We start from the raw sequence: 16,454 nt of genomic DNA, 5'->3' as shown, positions 1-16,454 counted from the left end.
TTGCACTTTATTTTACAACTTATCAAGAAAAAAAAATAAGAGTATCTCTTTAGAAACACTCTTATTATGGTAGTTTTTAAATTTAATTAATAAATTCTTTTATTTCTTCTTTTGATAATCCCGAATTGCACACAACTTTTACTATATTATTCTTTGCTACCAAAAGTCCCGGAACTGTCTTGATTGAATATTTTTCTCTTAATTCTTCTATCTTTACTATATCATCAGAATTTTGGCTATTAATAAAATATGCCTTAAAATTATTCTCAACCACTACTTCACTCAGTTTTGGCATAAATTTTCTACAAAAAGGACAACTTGATCTTCCGATAAATAAAACGAATTTATCTTCTGTATTTATTTTTTCTAAGGCAATTTCTGCTGATGTTTCAGTAAAGTTTTCTAAATGTTGCTCAAACGTTTTTTTCATCTCTATCATTCCTTTATTATTAATAAATTTCCTATCACTACTAATATTTTACTTTATATATAAATACTCATCTAGTATTTTGCTCAAAAAAAGAGGTGATCCAAAAATCATGATTTCTTAAAACATAATTCTAGAAAGTCACCTCGCAAGATTTGCTAAATGGTAAAAAGTTTTAGAAAACAAACTTTGATACCGATAAACTATTTATCTAACTCTTATATAGGAACTTTTATAACAATGAACTCCTTTGGAGCAGTTCCTTTCAAAATATAAATTATATATTTTTACTCGTTCTCATTTTCTTTTGAATTTTCTTCTTTTTCTTTATAGAATAAACCGTAAATATATTGTTCAGGATCAAATACTTCTAAGTCATCAATATTTTCTCCAAGACCAACTAATTTCACAGGAATGTTCAATTCTTTTTTTATAGCAATTACAATTCCACCTTTTGCAGTCCCATCCAATTTCGTTAAGATTACCCCTGTTACATCGCTGACTTCTTTAAAAGTTTTTGCTTGCAAAATTCCATTTTGACCTGTTGTTGCATCAATAGTCAACAATACTTCATGCGGAGCATCCGGTATTTCTTTTTTTATAACCCTTACTATTTTTTCCAACTCTTTCATCAAGTTGTTTTTATTTTGAAGTCTCCCTGCTGTATCACATAATAAAACATTATATCCTTTTGACTTCGCCGATTGAATAGCGTCAAAAATTGTCGCTGCCGCATCAGCACCTTCATGTGATTTTATAATATCTGCACCGCTCCTTTTTGCCCAAACATCAAGCTGATCAATTGCGCCTGCTCTAAATGTATCACCAGCGGCAATTAGAACTTTTTTCCCTTCTTTTTTCAAATTATGAGCTAATTTACCTATTGATGTTGTTTTTCCTACTCCATTTACTCCTACAAACAAGAAAACTGTTAATTCTTCATTTTGTGCGTAGTTTAATTCCGACTTTACTGTTCCTTCCATATATACATCAACTAATTTTTCAATAATCATATCTTGAAGTTCACTGGGTTCTTTTAAATTTCTTTTTTGTGATTCTTCTTTTAAATAATCAACCAACTCCAACACAGTATTATAACTTACATCGGATTGTATAAGAAGCTCTTCCAAATCTTCAAAAAATTCTTCGTTTATTTCCCTATAAGAACTTATTAAATTATTAAGTGCATTCGAAAAATTATCACGTGATTTTTTCAAACCTTTTTTAAATTTTTCTGTAACGAGTTGCGTTTCAACAAACTCTTCATATTCATCTAAAGAAATTAATTCTTCATTTAATTCTTCTTTATTAGCAAACTTATTTTTTAACTTTTCAAAAAAACTTGCCATTAGTTATATTCTCCTTTCTCAACTATATCCTTTAATTCCAACTCTAATATATAGCTAATACCTTTTTCTTTCATCGTGACTCCATAAAGTTTATCCATAACTTCCATTGTTCCTCGTCTATGAGTAATCACCAAAAATTGATTATCAGTAGAATAAATTTTTAAAAACTTCGAAAATCTATTTACATTTTCCTCATCCAACGCAGCCTCCACCTCATCTAATACAACAAATGGTGGATTTTTCACTTTTAATATTGCAAACAATAAACTAATTGCCGTTAACGATTTTTCGCCACCGGAAAGTAACGAAAGATTTTGTAATTTTTTCCCTGGCGGCGATGCTTCAATTATAATTCCGGTATTTAATATATCATTCGGAGTTTCTAACGACATATCCGCATATCCACCTTTGAATAATTCTTTAAATATCTTATTAAAATTTTCTGCCACTTGAACGAAAGTTCCTAAAAATCTTTCTTTTACCTCTTTATCTATTTCTGTAATTGTTTGCTCAAGTTTTCCTTTAGCATCAACTAAATCTGTAATTTGCTCACTATAAAAATCGTAGCGTTCTTTAATCTCCTCAAACTCTACTATTGCATTCATATTTACATTACCAAGATTAAGTATATTTTTTTTCAGGTTTCCCACCTCATTTTTATAAATATGAATATTCAATCTATCTTCTTCACCAAGTTTATCTTTTACACTTTCATATGTTACATTATAATTATAAATTAGATTTTCCAAAAATTCATCAATTTTCACTTCTATTTTTGTTTGAGAAATAGTTAATTGCTCAAAATGAAGCATTTTTTTCTTAAGATCCTTATTATTAACTTGTTGTTCTTGTGTAATTTCTTTTTCCTTTTTAAATAAATCACTTTTCTCAAAATTTAAATCTGTCAATAAACCTTTTATCATATCCAATTTGTCATTACATTCAATAATAAGCTTACTATTGTTTTCGAAAATTTTCTTTTCTTCTTCAACACTAAGCATCTCAGTTTCCTTAGAAATTTCTAATTTTTTCAGCTGCACATCTATGTCTACAATATCAGCGGTTAAATTTTCTATAGTTTCATTTGAGTGCTTTAAAGTTTCCTCTATTTTTGATTTTTCTATTTTAAGTTCTGCTATTTTTTCTAAATATTCATTTTCTTCAAGTTCCACATTTTCCCTTTTTAATTTTTCTTTTTCTAATTCAACACTCAATTCTTTTAAAGTTCTTCTTGTTTCTTCGAGTTTTCTAACTAAAAGCGAAATATTTTCAAATTCACTATCTGTATTTTTGTATCTTAATAATTTTTTCTTATTTATCTCAATATTTGTATTTAGAGGTATTAATTCATTTTTCAAATGTTCTATCTTCAGTTCTATTTCTTTTTGTTTTAGATTTAAATCCGATTTTTTTTGCTTCTCATTATCTATCTTAACTACTATTTCTCTGTTTAAATTTACTATGCTTTCATATTTTATAGTTAATGTTTCGATTTTTGAATTTATTTTTATCAAATTATTTTCTAACTCTTCTAATTCTGAATTAGTTTTTATTAGAGAATTACTATTTTTGTTAATAGCCCCACCGGTAATAGAACCACCACTATTAATTACTTGTCCATCAAGAGTAATAATACGATTTTTAAAACTTATTTTCCTTGCAATACGATTCGCATTATCAATATTATCCACAATGATAACTAACCCTAGCAAATAAGAAATTATGTTTTTATAACGATCATCCACCTTAACCAATTCTTCAGCTATATTAATAAAACCCTCTTCATTAACAAGAATCTTATAAATATCTTTATTTATCACTTTTGACTTAATATTATTTAACGGTAAAAATGTAACCCTGCCCTTATTAGTTTTCTTTAATTGTTCTATACACTTTTTAGCAACATTTTCATTTTCAACAACAATATTTTGTTGGGAATATCCCAATGCCATATCCAAAGCGATTGCATATTTATTATCAAATGACATTATATTAGCAACACTATTATGAATACCGGAGATTGTATCTTTACTGGACAAAATTTCTTTAACACCAATATTGTAAAAACTAAGATTATTAATTTGATCCTCTAAAAATTTTTTACGATTCATCAAATTACTTTGGAAATTATATCCTGTTTTTAACTGTTCATCAAATTCTTTTTCTTCTTCTAAATATTGAATATTTTTACTCAGTAGCTTTGAAGTAATTTCACCATGCTCTTTTAATTTGTTATTTATACTTCCTAAATCATCAATTAGTGCAGAAAGATTATGATTTTTTTCTTTGTAGCTTTTTTCCAAAGTTTCAATTTCAATGACTAAATTTTTATAATTTTCATCCGAACTTTCAAAATCTCTTTTTGCCGTTTCAATACTATTCTCTAATTTTGTTTCTTCAATGGTAAGACTATAATATTTATCTTTAATGTTTTCTATATTTTGTGTTATTATATCTAATGTATTATTATCTTTATTTTCTAAATTGGAGATTTCTAAAGACAGTTTTTTTACTTTCTTCAATAGTTCACTTTCCGATAATTTTCTCTCTTTAAGTTTAATTTCAAAATTTTTCTTTCTTGTCCTCAAATATTCTTCGTCTTGTTCCAATTTTTCAGTTCTAATATTTCTGTTGTTTTTTCGTTCCTCGATAACTTTCAGTTCTGACTGAATACTTTCTCTTTTTTGAACTAATTCCAATTCTTCGTTATGATATTTTAAATATGTCTTATCTAAATACATCAAACTATTTTTAGTATATTCTAAATTCTTTATTAGTTCATTTTGCTTTTTTTCAAAGATTTCTTTTTCTTTTTGAACACCAGCTTTTTCATTCAATATTTGTGTTAATTTTTTGTTACATTCATCAATATTATAAATATTAATCAAAATATCTTTTTTTTCAAGTTCCTTAGTATATGCTAAATAATTTTCAGTTTTATTTTTTTGTTCTTCCAATGTTGTGTAACGTTCTTTAATTTCCGAAAAAATATCATTTAGCCGATTAATATTATCCGTCGTTTTCTCAAGTTTTGTGTTAGTTTCTTTCTTTTTATTTTTATACTTTAGCACGCCGGATGCTTCTTCGATTATAGCTCGTCTATCAATTGGTTTTGAAGATATAATATCTTCCACTTTTCCTTGAGTGATAATACTGTAACTTTCTTTGTTAATACCGAAATCAAGATATAAATCACTAATATCTTTCAGTTTGGCTCTTTTATTATCAATAAAATATTCACTATCCCCGTTACGATACAAACGTCGTTTTATTTCTTTATTACTCTGCTCATTACTAAAGGTCAGTGAAACTTCTGCAAAATTTTTCTTTTTAGCTTGTTCTGTTCCTGAAAAGATAACATCTTTCATGCTACTACCACGTAAATTTTTAGCTGATTGTTCTCCTAATACCCACCTAATAGCATCAATGATATTACTTTTTCCAGAACCATTCGGCCCTACAACACCTATCAAATTATTATCAAATTTGAATGTTGTTTTACCCTGAAATGATTTAAAACCCGTTATTTCAACTTGTGATAATTTCATATTCTACCTCCTTTCTTTTTATTACCGTACTTCTCCCAATTTTTTCAATGCCTGCTTGGCTGCCTGTTGTTCAGATTCTTTTTTCGTTTTTGCACTGCCAATTCCAAAGTTTTCCCCTTCAATAGTAACGCTGCTGGTAAAAGTTTTCAAATGTGATGGTCCGCTGGAATCTATTACTTTGTATTCTATCGTTCCCATTTTTTCTCTTGATATAAATTCTTGTAATATAGTTTTATAATCAACAAAACTATGATATTCGTAATCCTTTACTTCCGTATATAGAGTATTTTCTAAAAATATTTTGACAGAACTTAAATTAGTTTCTAAATATAATGCCCCTGTAAAAGATTCAAATATATCAGCAAGCAAGGCAGGTCGTGTTCTTCCGCCCATTTTTTCTTCTCCTTTTCCTAGAAAAATACATTTGTCTAATCCTAAAGATAAGGCATATTTAACTAATGTTTTTTCACAAACAATAGAAGCTCTTAGTTTAGTAAGTTCACCCTCCGACAATTTAGGAAATTTTTTAAATAAAAACTCACTCGTAACAACTTCTACAACAGCATCCCCCAAAAATTCCAAACGTTCATAACTAATATGTTTAGCTAACCTGTTCTCATTAGTATATGATGAATGTGAAAATGCCATTTTAAAATTTTTACCATACCGTAGATTAAAATTAAATTTTGAATTTAAATTCAATACTAACTGTTTTATTTGTTTTTCTTGCATATTATTCTCCTTTCTGCTATTTTGAAATATTGGAATGAAATACAATTATTCTTCATTCCAATATTACTATCAATCAAGTAAAAAATCTGAAAATACATCATTTCCGTAAAATAGCCCTTTGTTGGTAAGACGAAGATGCCCATCTATAACTTCCAAATATCCTTGCTTAATGTTATTTTTATATGCAGCGGGAAATATCTCATCAATATTACTACCATAATGTTCTTTAAAGTATTTCATATCAATGCCGTCAAGTAATCTAAGACCTAAAAACATTTCTTCTTCAAGATGTTCCTTTAAGGATACAACATTTTCTTCACGTCTGGCATGACCATTTTTTTCTATGCTGTCAATATAAAATTTCAATGCTCCTTGATTTGCATAGCGAACACCGGATACATACCCATGAGCTCCGGCACCAAGCCCATAATATTCTAAATTACTCCAATAATTACTGTTATGAATACTTTCGTGTCCTTTTTTAGCAAAATTACTAATTTCATATTGCTTATAACCATTAGCCGTTAAATAATCAATAACAACACGATACATTTCCTCTTCTGTTTCATTAGTCGGCAGTATAACCTTTTTATCTCGAACTTGATTATATAATTTGGTTTTTTGTTCCAAAATCAAAGAATAGCATGATACGTGACTAATATTATAACCTATTATCTTTTTCATACTGCTATATAAATCTTCCATAGTTTGCTTAGGTAATGAAAACATTAAATCAACGTTAATATTTTCTATGTTATATTTTTTACAATTAGCAATAGCCGTGTCTACATTATCAGCAACATGACCACGTCCTAAAATTTTTAACAGTTCATTATTAAAAGTTTGTACTCCCATACTAACACGATTTACACCGTAGTTTTTTATTAATGCCACACGAGAATTCGTTAAATCTTCCGGATTTGCCTCAAATGTAAATTCTGTTAATTTTTGTGGAATTTTTTTTCTTAATGCTGTGAGTAAGCGATGCAGTTGCTTATCATTCAAAGCACTTGGAGTGCCTCCACCGATATAAACTGTTTCTACATTTTTTACGTTCGGCATATTATTAATCTCTATTATTAAACAATCAATATATTTGTCAACAGGTTGACGTTGAATATAAAATTTATTAAAATCACAATATGAACAAATGTACTTACAAAACGGTATGTGTATGTAAACTCCTTTAGGTGAGATTTTCATTATTCTTCATCCATTTTTAAAACTGCCATAAAAGCATCTTGAGGTACTTCTACGCTACCGACAGCTTTCATACGTTCTTTACCTTTTTTCTGCTTTTCTAACAGCTTACGTTTTCTACTAATGTCGCCACCGTAACATTTCGCAAGAACATTTTTACGCATAGCCTTAATAGTTTCACGAGAGATAATCTTATTACCAATAGCTGCTTGGATAGGAATTTCAAACTGCTGTTTTGGAATCAATTTTTTAAGTTTTTCTACAATTACCCTACCACGCTGATAAGCAAACTCTCTATGAACAATAAAACTTAAAGCATCAACTTGTTCACCATTTAAAAGAATATCCATTTTTACAAGATTACTATCTTTATATCCTGTTAATTCATAATCAAATGATGCGTACCCTTTTGTATTAGATTTTAACTGATCAAAAAAATCAAAAACAATTTCTGATAGCGGAATATCGTAAGTAATATTTACTCTCGTATCGTCAATATACTCCATATTTAAGAAAATGCCACGTTTTTTTTGACATAAATCCATTACCGCACCAACATAATCATTTGGAACCATAATACTAGCCTTGACAAACGGCTCTGTAATTTTATTAATTTTTTGTGGATCCGGCATTTCTGACGGATTTGAAACATCTATCATCATACCGTCGGTTTGTTCAACCTTATAAATAACCGATGGTGCTGTTGCAATAATATCAATATTAAATTCACGCTCTATACGTTCTTGAATAATTTCCATATGTAACATTCCTAAAAATCCGCATCTAAAACCAAATCCAAGTGCTTGAGAGGTTTCAGCTTCATATTGTAATGCTGAATCATTAAGTTCTAATTTTTCCAACGCTTCACGTAAATCATTATACTTAGCTGAATCGATAGGATATAATCCACAAAATACCATAGGATTTAATTTTCTATACCCTGGTAATGCTGATTTAGCCGGATTATTCGCCAATGTAATTGTATCCCCAACTCGTGTTTCACTAACATTTTTAATTGAAGCACATATAAATCCTACATCACCGGCTGTTAATTCATCGACAATCTGTTCTTTAGGTGTGTAAATTCCAACCTCTGTTACTTCAAAAACACCTCCGGTTGCCATCATTTTAATTTTATCACCAACTTTTACCGTACCGTTTTTTATGCGTACAGAAACAATGACCCCTCTATACGCATCATATAGCGAATCGAATATCAATGCTTGTAACGGCTCATCGGCATCACCGGTTGGAGCCGGTATGTACTCAACAATTTGTTCAAGTATCTCATCAATACCTATTCCCGCTTTAGCAGAGGCAAGAACTATATCATCGGTAGGTAGCCCTATTACATCTTCAATCTCATGTTTCACCCTTTCCGGATCTGCTGCCGGTAAATCAATCTTATTTATTATGGGTATTATTTCCAAATTATTATCCAATGCTAAGTACACATTAGCTAATGTTTGAGCCTCAATTCCTTGAGCAGCATCAACAACCAAAATAGCTCCTTCACAAGCTGCTAATGATCTTGATACTTCATAAGTAAAATCGACATGTCCCGGTGTATCAATTAAATGAAAGATATATTCTTCTCCATTTTTTGCTGTATATTTCAACTGAACTGCATTTAATTTTATCGTTATTCCACGTTCACGTTCAATATCCATTGAATCAAGTAACTGTGCTTTCATCTCTCGACTTTCTATTGCTTTAGTTTTTTCTAAAATTCTATCCGCAAGTGTTGATTTTCCATGATCAATATGTGCAATAATAGAAAAATTTCTAATCTTCTTTTGTCTTTCATTTCTTTTGTTCATCTTATTCTTCCTTCTACAAATCTTTTGTTTCTAAAAAGTTTTTTACATCATAATAAGAGAAACCGTCCCTTACCAATTTTTCAATGATTTTTTGTTTTAGCATATAACCTTCATATCTATTTGAATAATTACGATAAGTGCGATTAAAATAAATTTCTAATACATCACTTTCATCAACATCTTCGTAATCTTCAAAAAATATGTCAAATACCTTTTTAATTATATCAGAAGAATAACCATTTGTATAAAGTTTATGCGTTATTTTTTGAATTTTTTTATTTTTCGGCTCTCTTTTCACATTAAATTCACGCTCTATTATGCGATAAAGTGTATCAATCATACACTCTTCAGTACAAATTTTTTGAATATTCTCTTCAACTATTTCCTTATCAAGACCTTTTCCTAAAAGTTTTCTTTTTATCCAATAGGGGCCTTTTTGATTAAGATTAAAATAATCGGTAACAGCCGCCTCAATATAATAAATATCATTTATATATCCCATCACTTTTAAACGCTCAATTACCTCGTCTATTATATCAGAAACTATTTCCTTTTTCTCAAGATATTCTCGCATATCCCGTTCTGTTCTTAAACCGTAATTTAAGTAATTTATAGCTTTGGTATATGCTTTTTCTATATTCTCATGCGATAATATTTCTTTAAGCTGCTTTTCGGACAATTCTGTTTTTTTTATCAAACCATATTTTATTACTGTTTCTTCAGATACATAAAAATGTTTCCCATTATCCAATTCAATTTTATATTTGACTTTTAACTTTGTAATATTCGTCACTTGCACATAATCACCTACTTATTGTAAATTTACATCTACGATTACCTAAAAATTCTTTTCTCCTAATTTTACCAAAAAACAGAAGAAAGGAGAAGCGATTAGAAGAAAAAATGTAATAAAAAACTCCAAACAAACATGTTGTCTAGAATTTTTTAGATATTATTAGAACTATTTACCAATTCCTTTTTGGCTGCCTTAAATAAACCATTAAAAAACTTTGCAAGTTCTACTTTCTAACCGGGACTCTTGTACTATGTTATGTATATATTTTTCCTATATAGTTATCTTGCACTTCATCTATTTTTTAATTAAATTTTTTTTTGTTAAATACTCTTTTGCAACATCATAAGCGTTCTTACCTTCAACATCAACTTTATAATTCATCTCAGTCATTTCTTTCGTCGTAATTTTACCCGCAAGCTTATCTAATATTTTCTCAAGTTCAGGATATTTTCTTAGTGTTTCTTCTCTGAGAAGTGGCGCTCCTTGATATGGGGGAAATAACCTTTTATCATCTTCTAATACTTTTAATTTATTAGTAATTAATTTACTATCTGTTGAGAATACTTCAATAATGTTGACATCACCATTCATTGCTGCTTGGTATCTTAACGCAGGTTCCATAGTTTTAATATTCAAATTTAGATTATAAAGTTTCTTAAGTCCTAAGGCCCCGTCTTCCCTGTCATTGAACTCTAATGAAAAACCGGCAACTGCCGAATTTTCTACTTTTTTAAGATCAGATATTTTTTCTAAATTATTATCAACGGCATACTTCTCAGGTACAGCAATCGCATAAGTATCCTGAAATTCACTCGGTTTTAAATAAATCAGTTTATCTTGTTCTAAAATTTTCTTACGTGCAATTTCATAAACCTCGTTCGGATCATTTGAATTACTTGTCTCAAGATTTCTTAAAAGTGTTGTTGTAACTGTTCCTGTAAACTCTGGATAAATGTCAATATTTCCAGATTTTAGTGCCTCATATAAGAAACTAGTTTTCCCAAAGTTTGGTTTCACTTCCACATTAATATCTGTCTCATCCTCAATTAAAATTTTATACATATTAATCAAAATCTCAGGTTCTGCTCCTAATTTTCCTGCAATAACTAATTTTTGATTTGACATTTTACCAAATGGAATAAAACTTAAAACTAAAACAATTGTTGCTGTTACTAGTGAAACAAGTATTGTTTTTGGTTTTTTGTTTTGTAAAAACTTAATTAGCATGCCGAAAATGATAGCTAAAATTGCTGATGAAATTGCTCCAATTAGGATTAACGCAGAATTATTTCTATCTATTCCAAGTAAAATAAAAGAGCCCAGTCCACCAGCACCAACTAAAGCAGCTAGTGTCGCAGTACCAATAATCATAATACTCGCCGTTCTTACACCTGACATTAGAATTGGCATTGATAAAGCAAATTGGTATTTCTTCAACTTTTCCCATTTTGTCATACCGAAAGCTGTCGCCGCTTCTTCTAAAGAGTCATCTATTTCTGAAAAACCGGTTAGAGTACTTTGTAAAATTGGGAATAGGGCATAAACTACTAGTGCAACTACTGCCGGTACTGTTCCGATCCCCATAAATGGAATAAATAACCCTAGCAGGGCCAATGATGGTATAGTTTGAAAAATTCCTGTTATTTGCAACAACCACTCACTTATCTTTTGATTATTTGACAAAACTATCCCAAGAGGAACTGCGACAACTATTGCTATAATTAATGATAATAATGAAATTTGAAGATGTTCAAATAATCCCGTTAACCAATCGCCCCTACGTTCTATAAATGTCTCCACTATGTTCACCGGTTTATCCCTCCTTCATATTGAAAAACTCACGCACAAAATCATCTGCAGGATTTTCTCTCATAACCATTGGAGATGCAACTTGAATAACTTCGCCATTTTTCAAAATACAAATTCTATCTGCAAGTTTTAATGCTTCTGCCATATCATGGGTAACAAATACCGTCGTCATTTTATATTCATCATGCAGTTGTTTTATCAAATCTTGAAGTTGAGTTCTACTGATAGGATCAAGAGCTGAAAATGGTTCATCCATAAGAAGAATTTTCGGGTTAGATATAATGGCTCTAAGTATCCCGATACGTTGCTTTTCCCCGCCGGACAAATCTTTCGGTAATCGTTTCATATAAAGTTTCGGCTCAAGTCCAACTTTTTTTAACAAATCTTCTGTTTTTTCTCTAATCAATTTTTTATCAAAATTTTTCATTTCAGGTATAAGAGCAATATTTTCCTCTACAGACAAATTAGGAAACAAAGCAATTTGTTGGAGAACATAACCAGTTTCAAGCCTCAATTCACGAAGAGGATAATCTTTCAGACATTTATCTTGGAAGTAAATGTTTCCATCTGTTTGTTCAATCAGACGATTAATAAGCTTTAAAGTTGTCGTCTTTCCGCTACCACTAGGACCGATAAGAACAAAAAACTCTCCATCTTGTATTTCAAAGTTTATATCATTTAAAATTTTCCCATTAATAGGACAATTTAAAGATACATGCGAATATCTTATCATATCTTGTCTCCTTTTATTTTTAAAATTAATTCTTCGACATTTTTTAAAATCGATTGCTAAAAATAGTAATTCCATAAACTACTTTTGTTATTCTACTATCAATTTTCTCATGATATATGCACCTAATTTTACCTGTTCTAACGAACTAAGTATAGTAAAGAAAACATTTTCTCTTTAAGTATTAACTTAATTTTTTTAATCTTTTATCATTACTATTCCCTTCAAAAAATATATCCATTTTCATTGAATAATTTAATTGTAGAATTAATAACTTGTCTAGTTGAATAAATTTTTTAACAAATTGGATTTTGTATAATTCTATTTTAATTATAATATATCCACATTAAAATTAACTTTGATTTACTCTGTAAATTGTTCCCCCTTGCATAATATTTATAGAGAAAAAAAATTTCATCTTTTTTTCTTGTGAATAATTTTGTATTTTCCAACATACTACTCATTGACAACAACTATATTCCTAAAACTTCCACTATTTTCTAAATATTCGTGTATTTTTTTACACCAAATATCAATATTAAAACCAAAATTAAGAAAATATTTTTTCTTAAATTCTGGTTTTTTAAGATTTTGGGTACACCCATCTGAATTTTATTTAATTATATAATTCTCTTTCATTTTGTCCTTTTAATAAAAGCGGAGTGCTAAGAGATTTAATTCTTTCTACTATACGTAATGCTTTAGTTTGATCTACCGAATTTCTGGTTTTAGATAACACTGCCAACAAATCCGAAAATGAAAGATTAGATGAAAAAAACGTAGGTAAATTTTCTGCTTCTCTGTAGTTAATTATCGGTCCCAAGATTTCATCCCTTATAAACTCTGTAATATTTTCCGCACCTATATCATCTATTATTAAAATTTTTTCTGCTCGAATAATATCTATATACTGCTCATATTCATTATTACTAATCTTTGTTTTTATTTTTCTTACAAATTCAGGGTAATAAATAATGGCAGGTTCTATTCCATTTTCTTTAAAATGATTATATATACATCCCATAAGATATGTTTTCCCAATTCCTGTAGATCCATATATATACAATCCTTTCATATTTACTTCATTCAAAATTGAATTACATATTCTTATGCACTCAATGGCAACCTTTGCTTTTTCCTTATTTTTAGATAAATTTTCAAAAGTATAAGTTAAAATTTTTGACGGTACAAATTCTGTCTTAATTTTACTATTTAACTGTAAACTTTGTCTGTAATTTCTATATTCATCAGTTTCATTGTAAGTAATATAAACTTTATTATCTCTGTATAATAATTTAGGGATATGGTTTAAATCTAAATTTTTATCTTTTGAAATATAATACTGATAAAATATTTCGTGATTTTTCTCTATATCTTCAAGTGTAAAACAGTTCTCTTTAATAAACTTTATTATTTCTTTATCACTAAGAACTTTTTCAGAAATAAATTTTTTATAACTTTCTTCCGTATTTGTTAATAACACATTAGATAATTTCTTCATTTATTATCCCCCTTTTTATATAATTCCACCAACATTTTTTTATAAGCATCTTCATCTTCCGAGGTTACAGTTCTTGCTAAAATCTTATTATCTGTAACTGATAAATTTTCTATCCTATCCTTAAAATATTCAGGAACCGGTGCCGTATACAAGTCACTTTGTTTTTGATTTTTAATATAGTCATGTTTTTTATTATTTTTAGAAGATTTTTTTCTATTATCACGAATTCTTCTGGCGTAATTTATAGCATCTCTCGCTCCAAGCAATTTTTGTGAAGACCAAGAGCTTGCTATGGCATCAATATAATTTTTATGAGGTACACCATCCCCATTACTTTCTGATATTGCATAATCCAATAAAATATTTAAAACTCCTGTCGGAAAATTATATTTATTTTGTATTTCCACAATAGATTTGGCGTTAGCTTCTGATAAAATTAGTCCGCGTTGCTTATTAAGGTATTCTACATAATTTATATTATCTACCTCTTTTATAAACTTCTCCTCTCTTGTCAATTCCTCTTTTATATCTTCTTCTAATAATTTTCTATTAATCATTTTGCTAAGTGTAGGAATTTCCTGTTTTCTAACATTAACAAATAATTGAAGTAAATAATCTTTCAACAAATCCATATCTAAACTTATTGCACCGCTTGAAGTATTTACGCTTTTCTCTATAGCTTTTGCCATATCATTCGGTGTTACTTTATATAAATGTGCCAGACCTAAAATAGAACTTTTTATTGACTTATCATCAAGCAATTCACTCAAATAGCTATTTGCCAATAAGTAATTTAATTTAGAAAAATCAAAATAATATTCATCAAAGTTAGGTGTATCGGTTACCGTTTTTTCTAACATATTTTCAAAACTGTAATCATCTAAATTTTCTAAAGTGAATACTTCCGAAAATTTGGCAGTTAAATTCTCGAAATTTTTAAAATTAAGTTTATTATTTCCATATTTATTTTTAATATCGTTATATTGCTTCAATCCAATAGTATTTTCAAGCAGTTGATCAAGAGCAGGTATTTCAAAAAACTCATTAAAATCTAACGCATTTCTTATTTTATACAAATATTGATTTACTCCATCGTTATTTATAAAATATGTATAGAGTAACCCTATCGCTTCCAGTTTTTTTCGTGCAATATTGAATTTTGTACTATCCATCATTAAATTATCAAAAATATCATAATGCAAAAAGTTACCGGAAATATTTTTGTCACTAATTATTTTTGTACCCAAAAATTGATACAGTCGCACCGCATCACTTCCTATAAGTGGAAGATATAGCAAATTAAGTTCTCTCGTTCTTAAGGAAATATCAAAATCGTTATATACACAATAAAAATCTTTTGAGGTTAACTTATTTTCCATTGTTTTCATCCATTACTTCTATAATTATTTGAGTATACTCAAGAGCAAATATAAATTCAGGATTATATTCATATTTTATTTTATCATCGTTTCTAAGTGGTGCATAAAATGATTTAACAAGAATAGGATAAATATTATCAAGTAACAATTTTACATTGTCATTTTCATATAATTCTTTTAAAAATGAAAAAACTTTTCTTACACTATAAATAAATTCTTCTTTAGTCGGTGTACTTGTTTTGGTATAACTTTCCAATTTTGTTGAAAAACTTAAAATATTCTTTTTATCTTTCTTCGTAACAAAGGTTCTAAGATCATCAATTAATTCATACATATAATTAAAGAAATTCTCAACATTTTCAAGGTATTCATTATTTATTATTTTAGATTCATTTTTCAATAATAAACTATTTATATTATAATCTGTTACAAATAAATAAATTTTATATAAATCAGAAAATTCAATATCGGTTAACTGACAATAATCGGTAATAATTGATTGCAAACTTTTCTCTTCTTTATAAATGTTATATATTGTATTTAACCAAATAAATTCTTCTAATTGCTTATCATTAATGAGAGTTATTAAATAATTATTAAAATTATACTTTTTCTCTTCTTCGAATAACACAGCCGTTCTATTTTCAATTTTTGTTAATATAGAATAAAATTCCGACTCAATTTCTTTGTTATAATTTTTACTATCAAATTCTGTTTTTAAACTTGCTTTAATTCTAATAAATTCATCTTTACTGTTATCAAAATTTTCTATTCTTTCCTTATATACTTCATTAAATTCCGGTTTTTGAGAATGATAAAATAATTCAATAGCTTTATTAAAATCCAATAGTTTATTCAGTATTTTTATATATGCCACTTTTATATTTTTATCATCTGATATATAATTAATTTTTTTCAATGCTTTCAATATATCTTTTTTATTCTCGCCGGTTAATACCAAAGTTTTTTCGTCTTCCAAATAAAACATTTCTCTACCTCCATTAGTAGTTTACTCTAATATAATACTCCATTTTCTCTTTAAAATCAAAATAAAAGTAAAAACCATATAATAAAAAATCACACTTATTATCTATATAAGCATGATTTTTATCCCAAAGGGTTTCTTTTAATTTCAAAAGCCTGGCAACGATCTAACCTCGCAG

At 28.3% G+C, this 16,454-nt stretch carries 12 protein-coding genes; all 12 read right to left on the bottom strand.

The window, feature by feature from the left end:
* Positions 1–82 precede the first annotated feature (82 nt).
* The 12 genes from HMPREF1983_RS05515 to HMPREF1983_RS05460 all read right to left on the bottom strand — a co-directional run bounded on the left by HMPREF1983_RS05515 (position 83) and on the right by HMPREF1983_RS05460 (position 16,279).
* Entirely contained in the window at positions 83–430 is a 348-nt protein-coding gene (locus HMPREF1983_RS05515) for a DUF6568 family protein (RefSeq protein ID WP_040461128.1), read from the bottom strand.
* A 284-nt stretch (positions 431–714) separates the two neighbouring features.
* Positions 715–1,776, bottom strand: a complete 1,062-nt coding sequence (ftsY, locus tag HMPREF1983_RS05510) for a signal recognition particle-docking protein FtsY (RefSeq protein ID WP_021753307.1) — start codon at positions 1,774–1,776, stop codon at positions 715–717.
* A complete protein-coding gene (smc, locus tag HMPREF1983_RS05505) occupies positions 1,776–5,324 on the bottom strand; it encodes a chromosome segregation protein SMC (protein ID WP_021753306.1) in 3,549 nt (1,182 codons plus the stop codon). The genes ftsY and smc overlap by 1 nt, the downstream gene beginning before the upstream one ends.
* Positions 5,325–5,345: 21 nt before the next feature.
* Positions 5,346–6,056: a ribonuclease III gene (gene rnc / locus HMPREF1983_RS05500; RefSeq protein ID WP_021753305.1), complete on the bottom strand. Its 711-nt coding sequence runs from the start codon at positions 6,054–6,056 to the stop codon at positions 5,346–5,348.
* A gap of 69 nt (positions 6,057–6,125) precedes the next feature.
* On the bottom strand, positions 6,126–7,259 hold the full coding sequence (gene hemW / locus HMPREF1983_RS05495; protein ID WP_021753304.1) for a radical SAM family heme chaperone HemW: 1,134 nt from the start codon (positions 7,257–7,259) through the stop codon (positions 6,126–6,128).
* Entirely contained in the window at positions 7,259–9,076 is a 1,818-nt protein-coding gene (lepA, locus tag HMPREF1983_RS05490) for a translation elongation factor 4 (protein ID WP_021753303.1), read from the bottom strand. The genes hemW and lepA overlap by 1 nt, the downstream gene beginning before the upstream one ends.
* Before the next feature lie 13 nt (positions 9,077–9,089).
* Complete coding sequence (locus HMPREF1983_RS05485) at positions 9,090–9,869, bottom strand: regulatory protein RecX (RefSeq protein WP_245576431.1); 780 nt, start codon at positions 9,867–9,869, stop codon at positions 9,090–9,092.
* 297 nt (positions 9,870–10,166) lie between these two features.
* Positions 10,167–11,681 carry an ABC transporter permease/substrate-binding protein gene (locus tag HMPREF1983_RS05480; protein ID WP_040461125.1) on the bottom strand — a complete coding sequence of 505 codons (1,515 nt, stop codon included), beginning with the start codon at positions 11,679–11,681 and terminating at the stop codon, positions 10,167–10,169.
* Between the two features lie 4 nt (positions 11,682–11,685).
* The gene (locus HMPREF1983_RS05475) at positions 11,686–12,414 is read right to left on the bottom strand and encodes an ATP-binding cassette domain-containing protein (protein WP_040461123.1); all 729 of its coding nucleotides are present in this window, start codon (positions 12,412–12,414) and stop codon (positions 11,686–11,688) included.
* A 613-nt stretch (positions 12,415–13,027) separates the two neighbouring features.
* Entirely contained in the window at positions 13,028–13,912 is an 885-nt protein-coding gene (dnaI, locus tag HMPREF1983_RS05470; RefSeq protein WP_021753299.1) for a primosomal protein DnaI, read from the bottom strand.
* Positions 13,909–15,291 (bottom strand): DnaD domain protein, encoded by a 1,383-nt coding sequence (locus HMPREF1983_RS05465; protein ID WP_040461130.1) that lies wholly within the window; start codon positions 15,289–15,291, stop codon positions 13,909–13,911. The genes dnaI and HMPREF1983_RS05465 overlap by 4 nt, the downstream gene beginning before the upstream one ends.
* Positions 15,281–16,279: a hypothetical protein gene (locus tag HMPREF1983_RS05460; RefSeq protein ID WP_021753297.1), complete on the bottom strand. Its 999-nt coding sequence runs from the start codon at positions 16,277–16,279 to the stop codon at positions 15,281–15,283. Before HMPREF1983_RS05460 ends, HMPREF1983_RS05465 begins: the two co-directional genes overlap by 11 nt.
* Positions 16,280–16,454: the final 175 nt, after the last annotated feature.

Source organism: Gemella bergeri ATCC 700627 (assembly GCF_000469465.1).
Taxonomy (GTDB): domain Bacteria; phylum Bacillota; class Bacilli; order Staphylococcales; family Gemellaceae; genus Gemella; species Gemella bergeri.
The sequence above is the reverse complement of the archived record's forward strand: the minus strand, read 5'-3'. Positions and strand labels throughout refer to the sequence as shown.

What these genes read in the sequence shown, in the direction of transcription:
- HMPREF1983_RS05475 (WP_040461123.1), bottom strand. Translation starts at nt 12,414, where the DNA reads ATGATAAGATATTCGCATGTATCTTTAAATTGTCCTATTAATGGGAAA.
- ftsY (WP_021753307.1), bottom strand. Translation starts at nt 1,776, where the DNA reads ATGGCAAGTTTTTTTGAAAAGTTAAAAAATAAGTTTGCTAATAAAGAA.
- HMPREF1983_RS05465 (WP_040461130.1), bottom strand. Translation starts at nt 15,291, where the DNA reads ATGGAAAATAAGTTAACCTCAAAAGATTTTTATTGTGTATATAACGAT.
- smc (WP_021753306.1), bottom strand. Translation starts at nt 5,324, where the DNA reads ATGAAATTATCACAAGTTGAAATAACGGGTTTTAAATCATTTCAGGGT.
- hemW (WP_021753304.1), bottom strand. Translation starts at nt 7,259, where the DNA reads ATGAAAATCTCACCTAAAGGAGTTTACATACACATACCGTTTTGTAAG.
- HMPREF1983_RS05460 (WP_021753297.1), bottom strand. Translation starts at nt 16,279, where the DNA reads ATGTTTTATTTGGAAGACGAAAAAACTTTGGTATTAACCGGCGAGAAT.
- lepA (WP_021753303.1), bottom strand. Translation starts at nt 9,076, where the DNA reads ATGAACAAAAGAAATGAAAGACAAAAGAAGATTAGAAATTTTTCTATT.
- dnaI (WP_021753299.1), bottom strand. Translation starts at nt 13,912, where the DNA reads ATGAAGAAATTATCTAATGTGTTATTAACAAATACGGAAGAAAGTTAT.
- HMPREF1983_RS05515 (WP_040461128.1), bottom strand. Translation starts at nt 430, where the DNA reads ATGAAAAAAACGTTTGAGCAACATTTAGAAAACTTTACTGAAACATCA.
- rnc (WP_021753305.1), bottom strand. Translation starts at nt 6,056, where the DNA reads ATGCAAGAAAAACAAATAAAACAGTTAGTATTGAATTTAAATTCAAAA.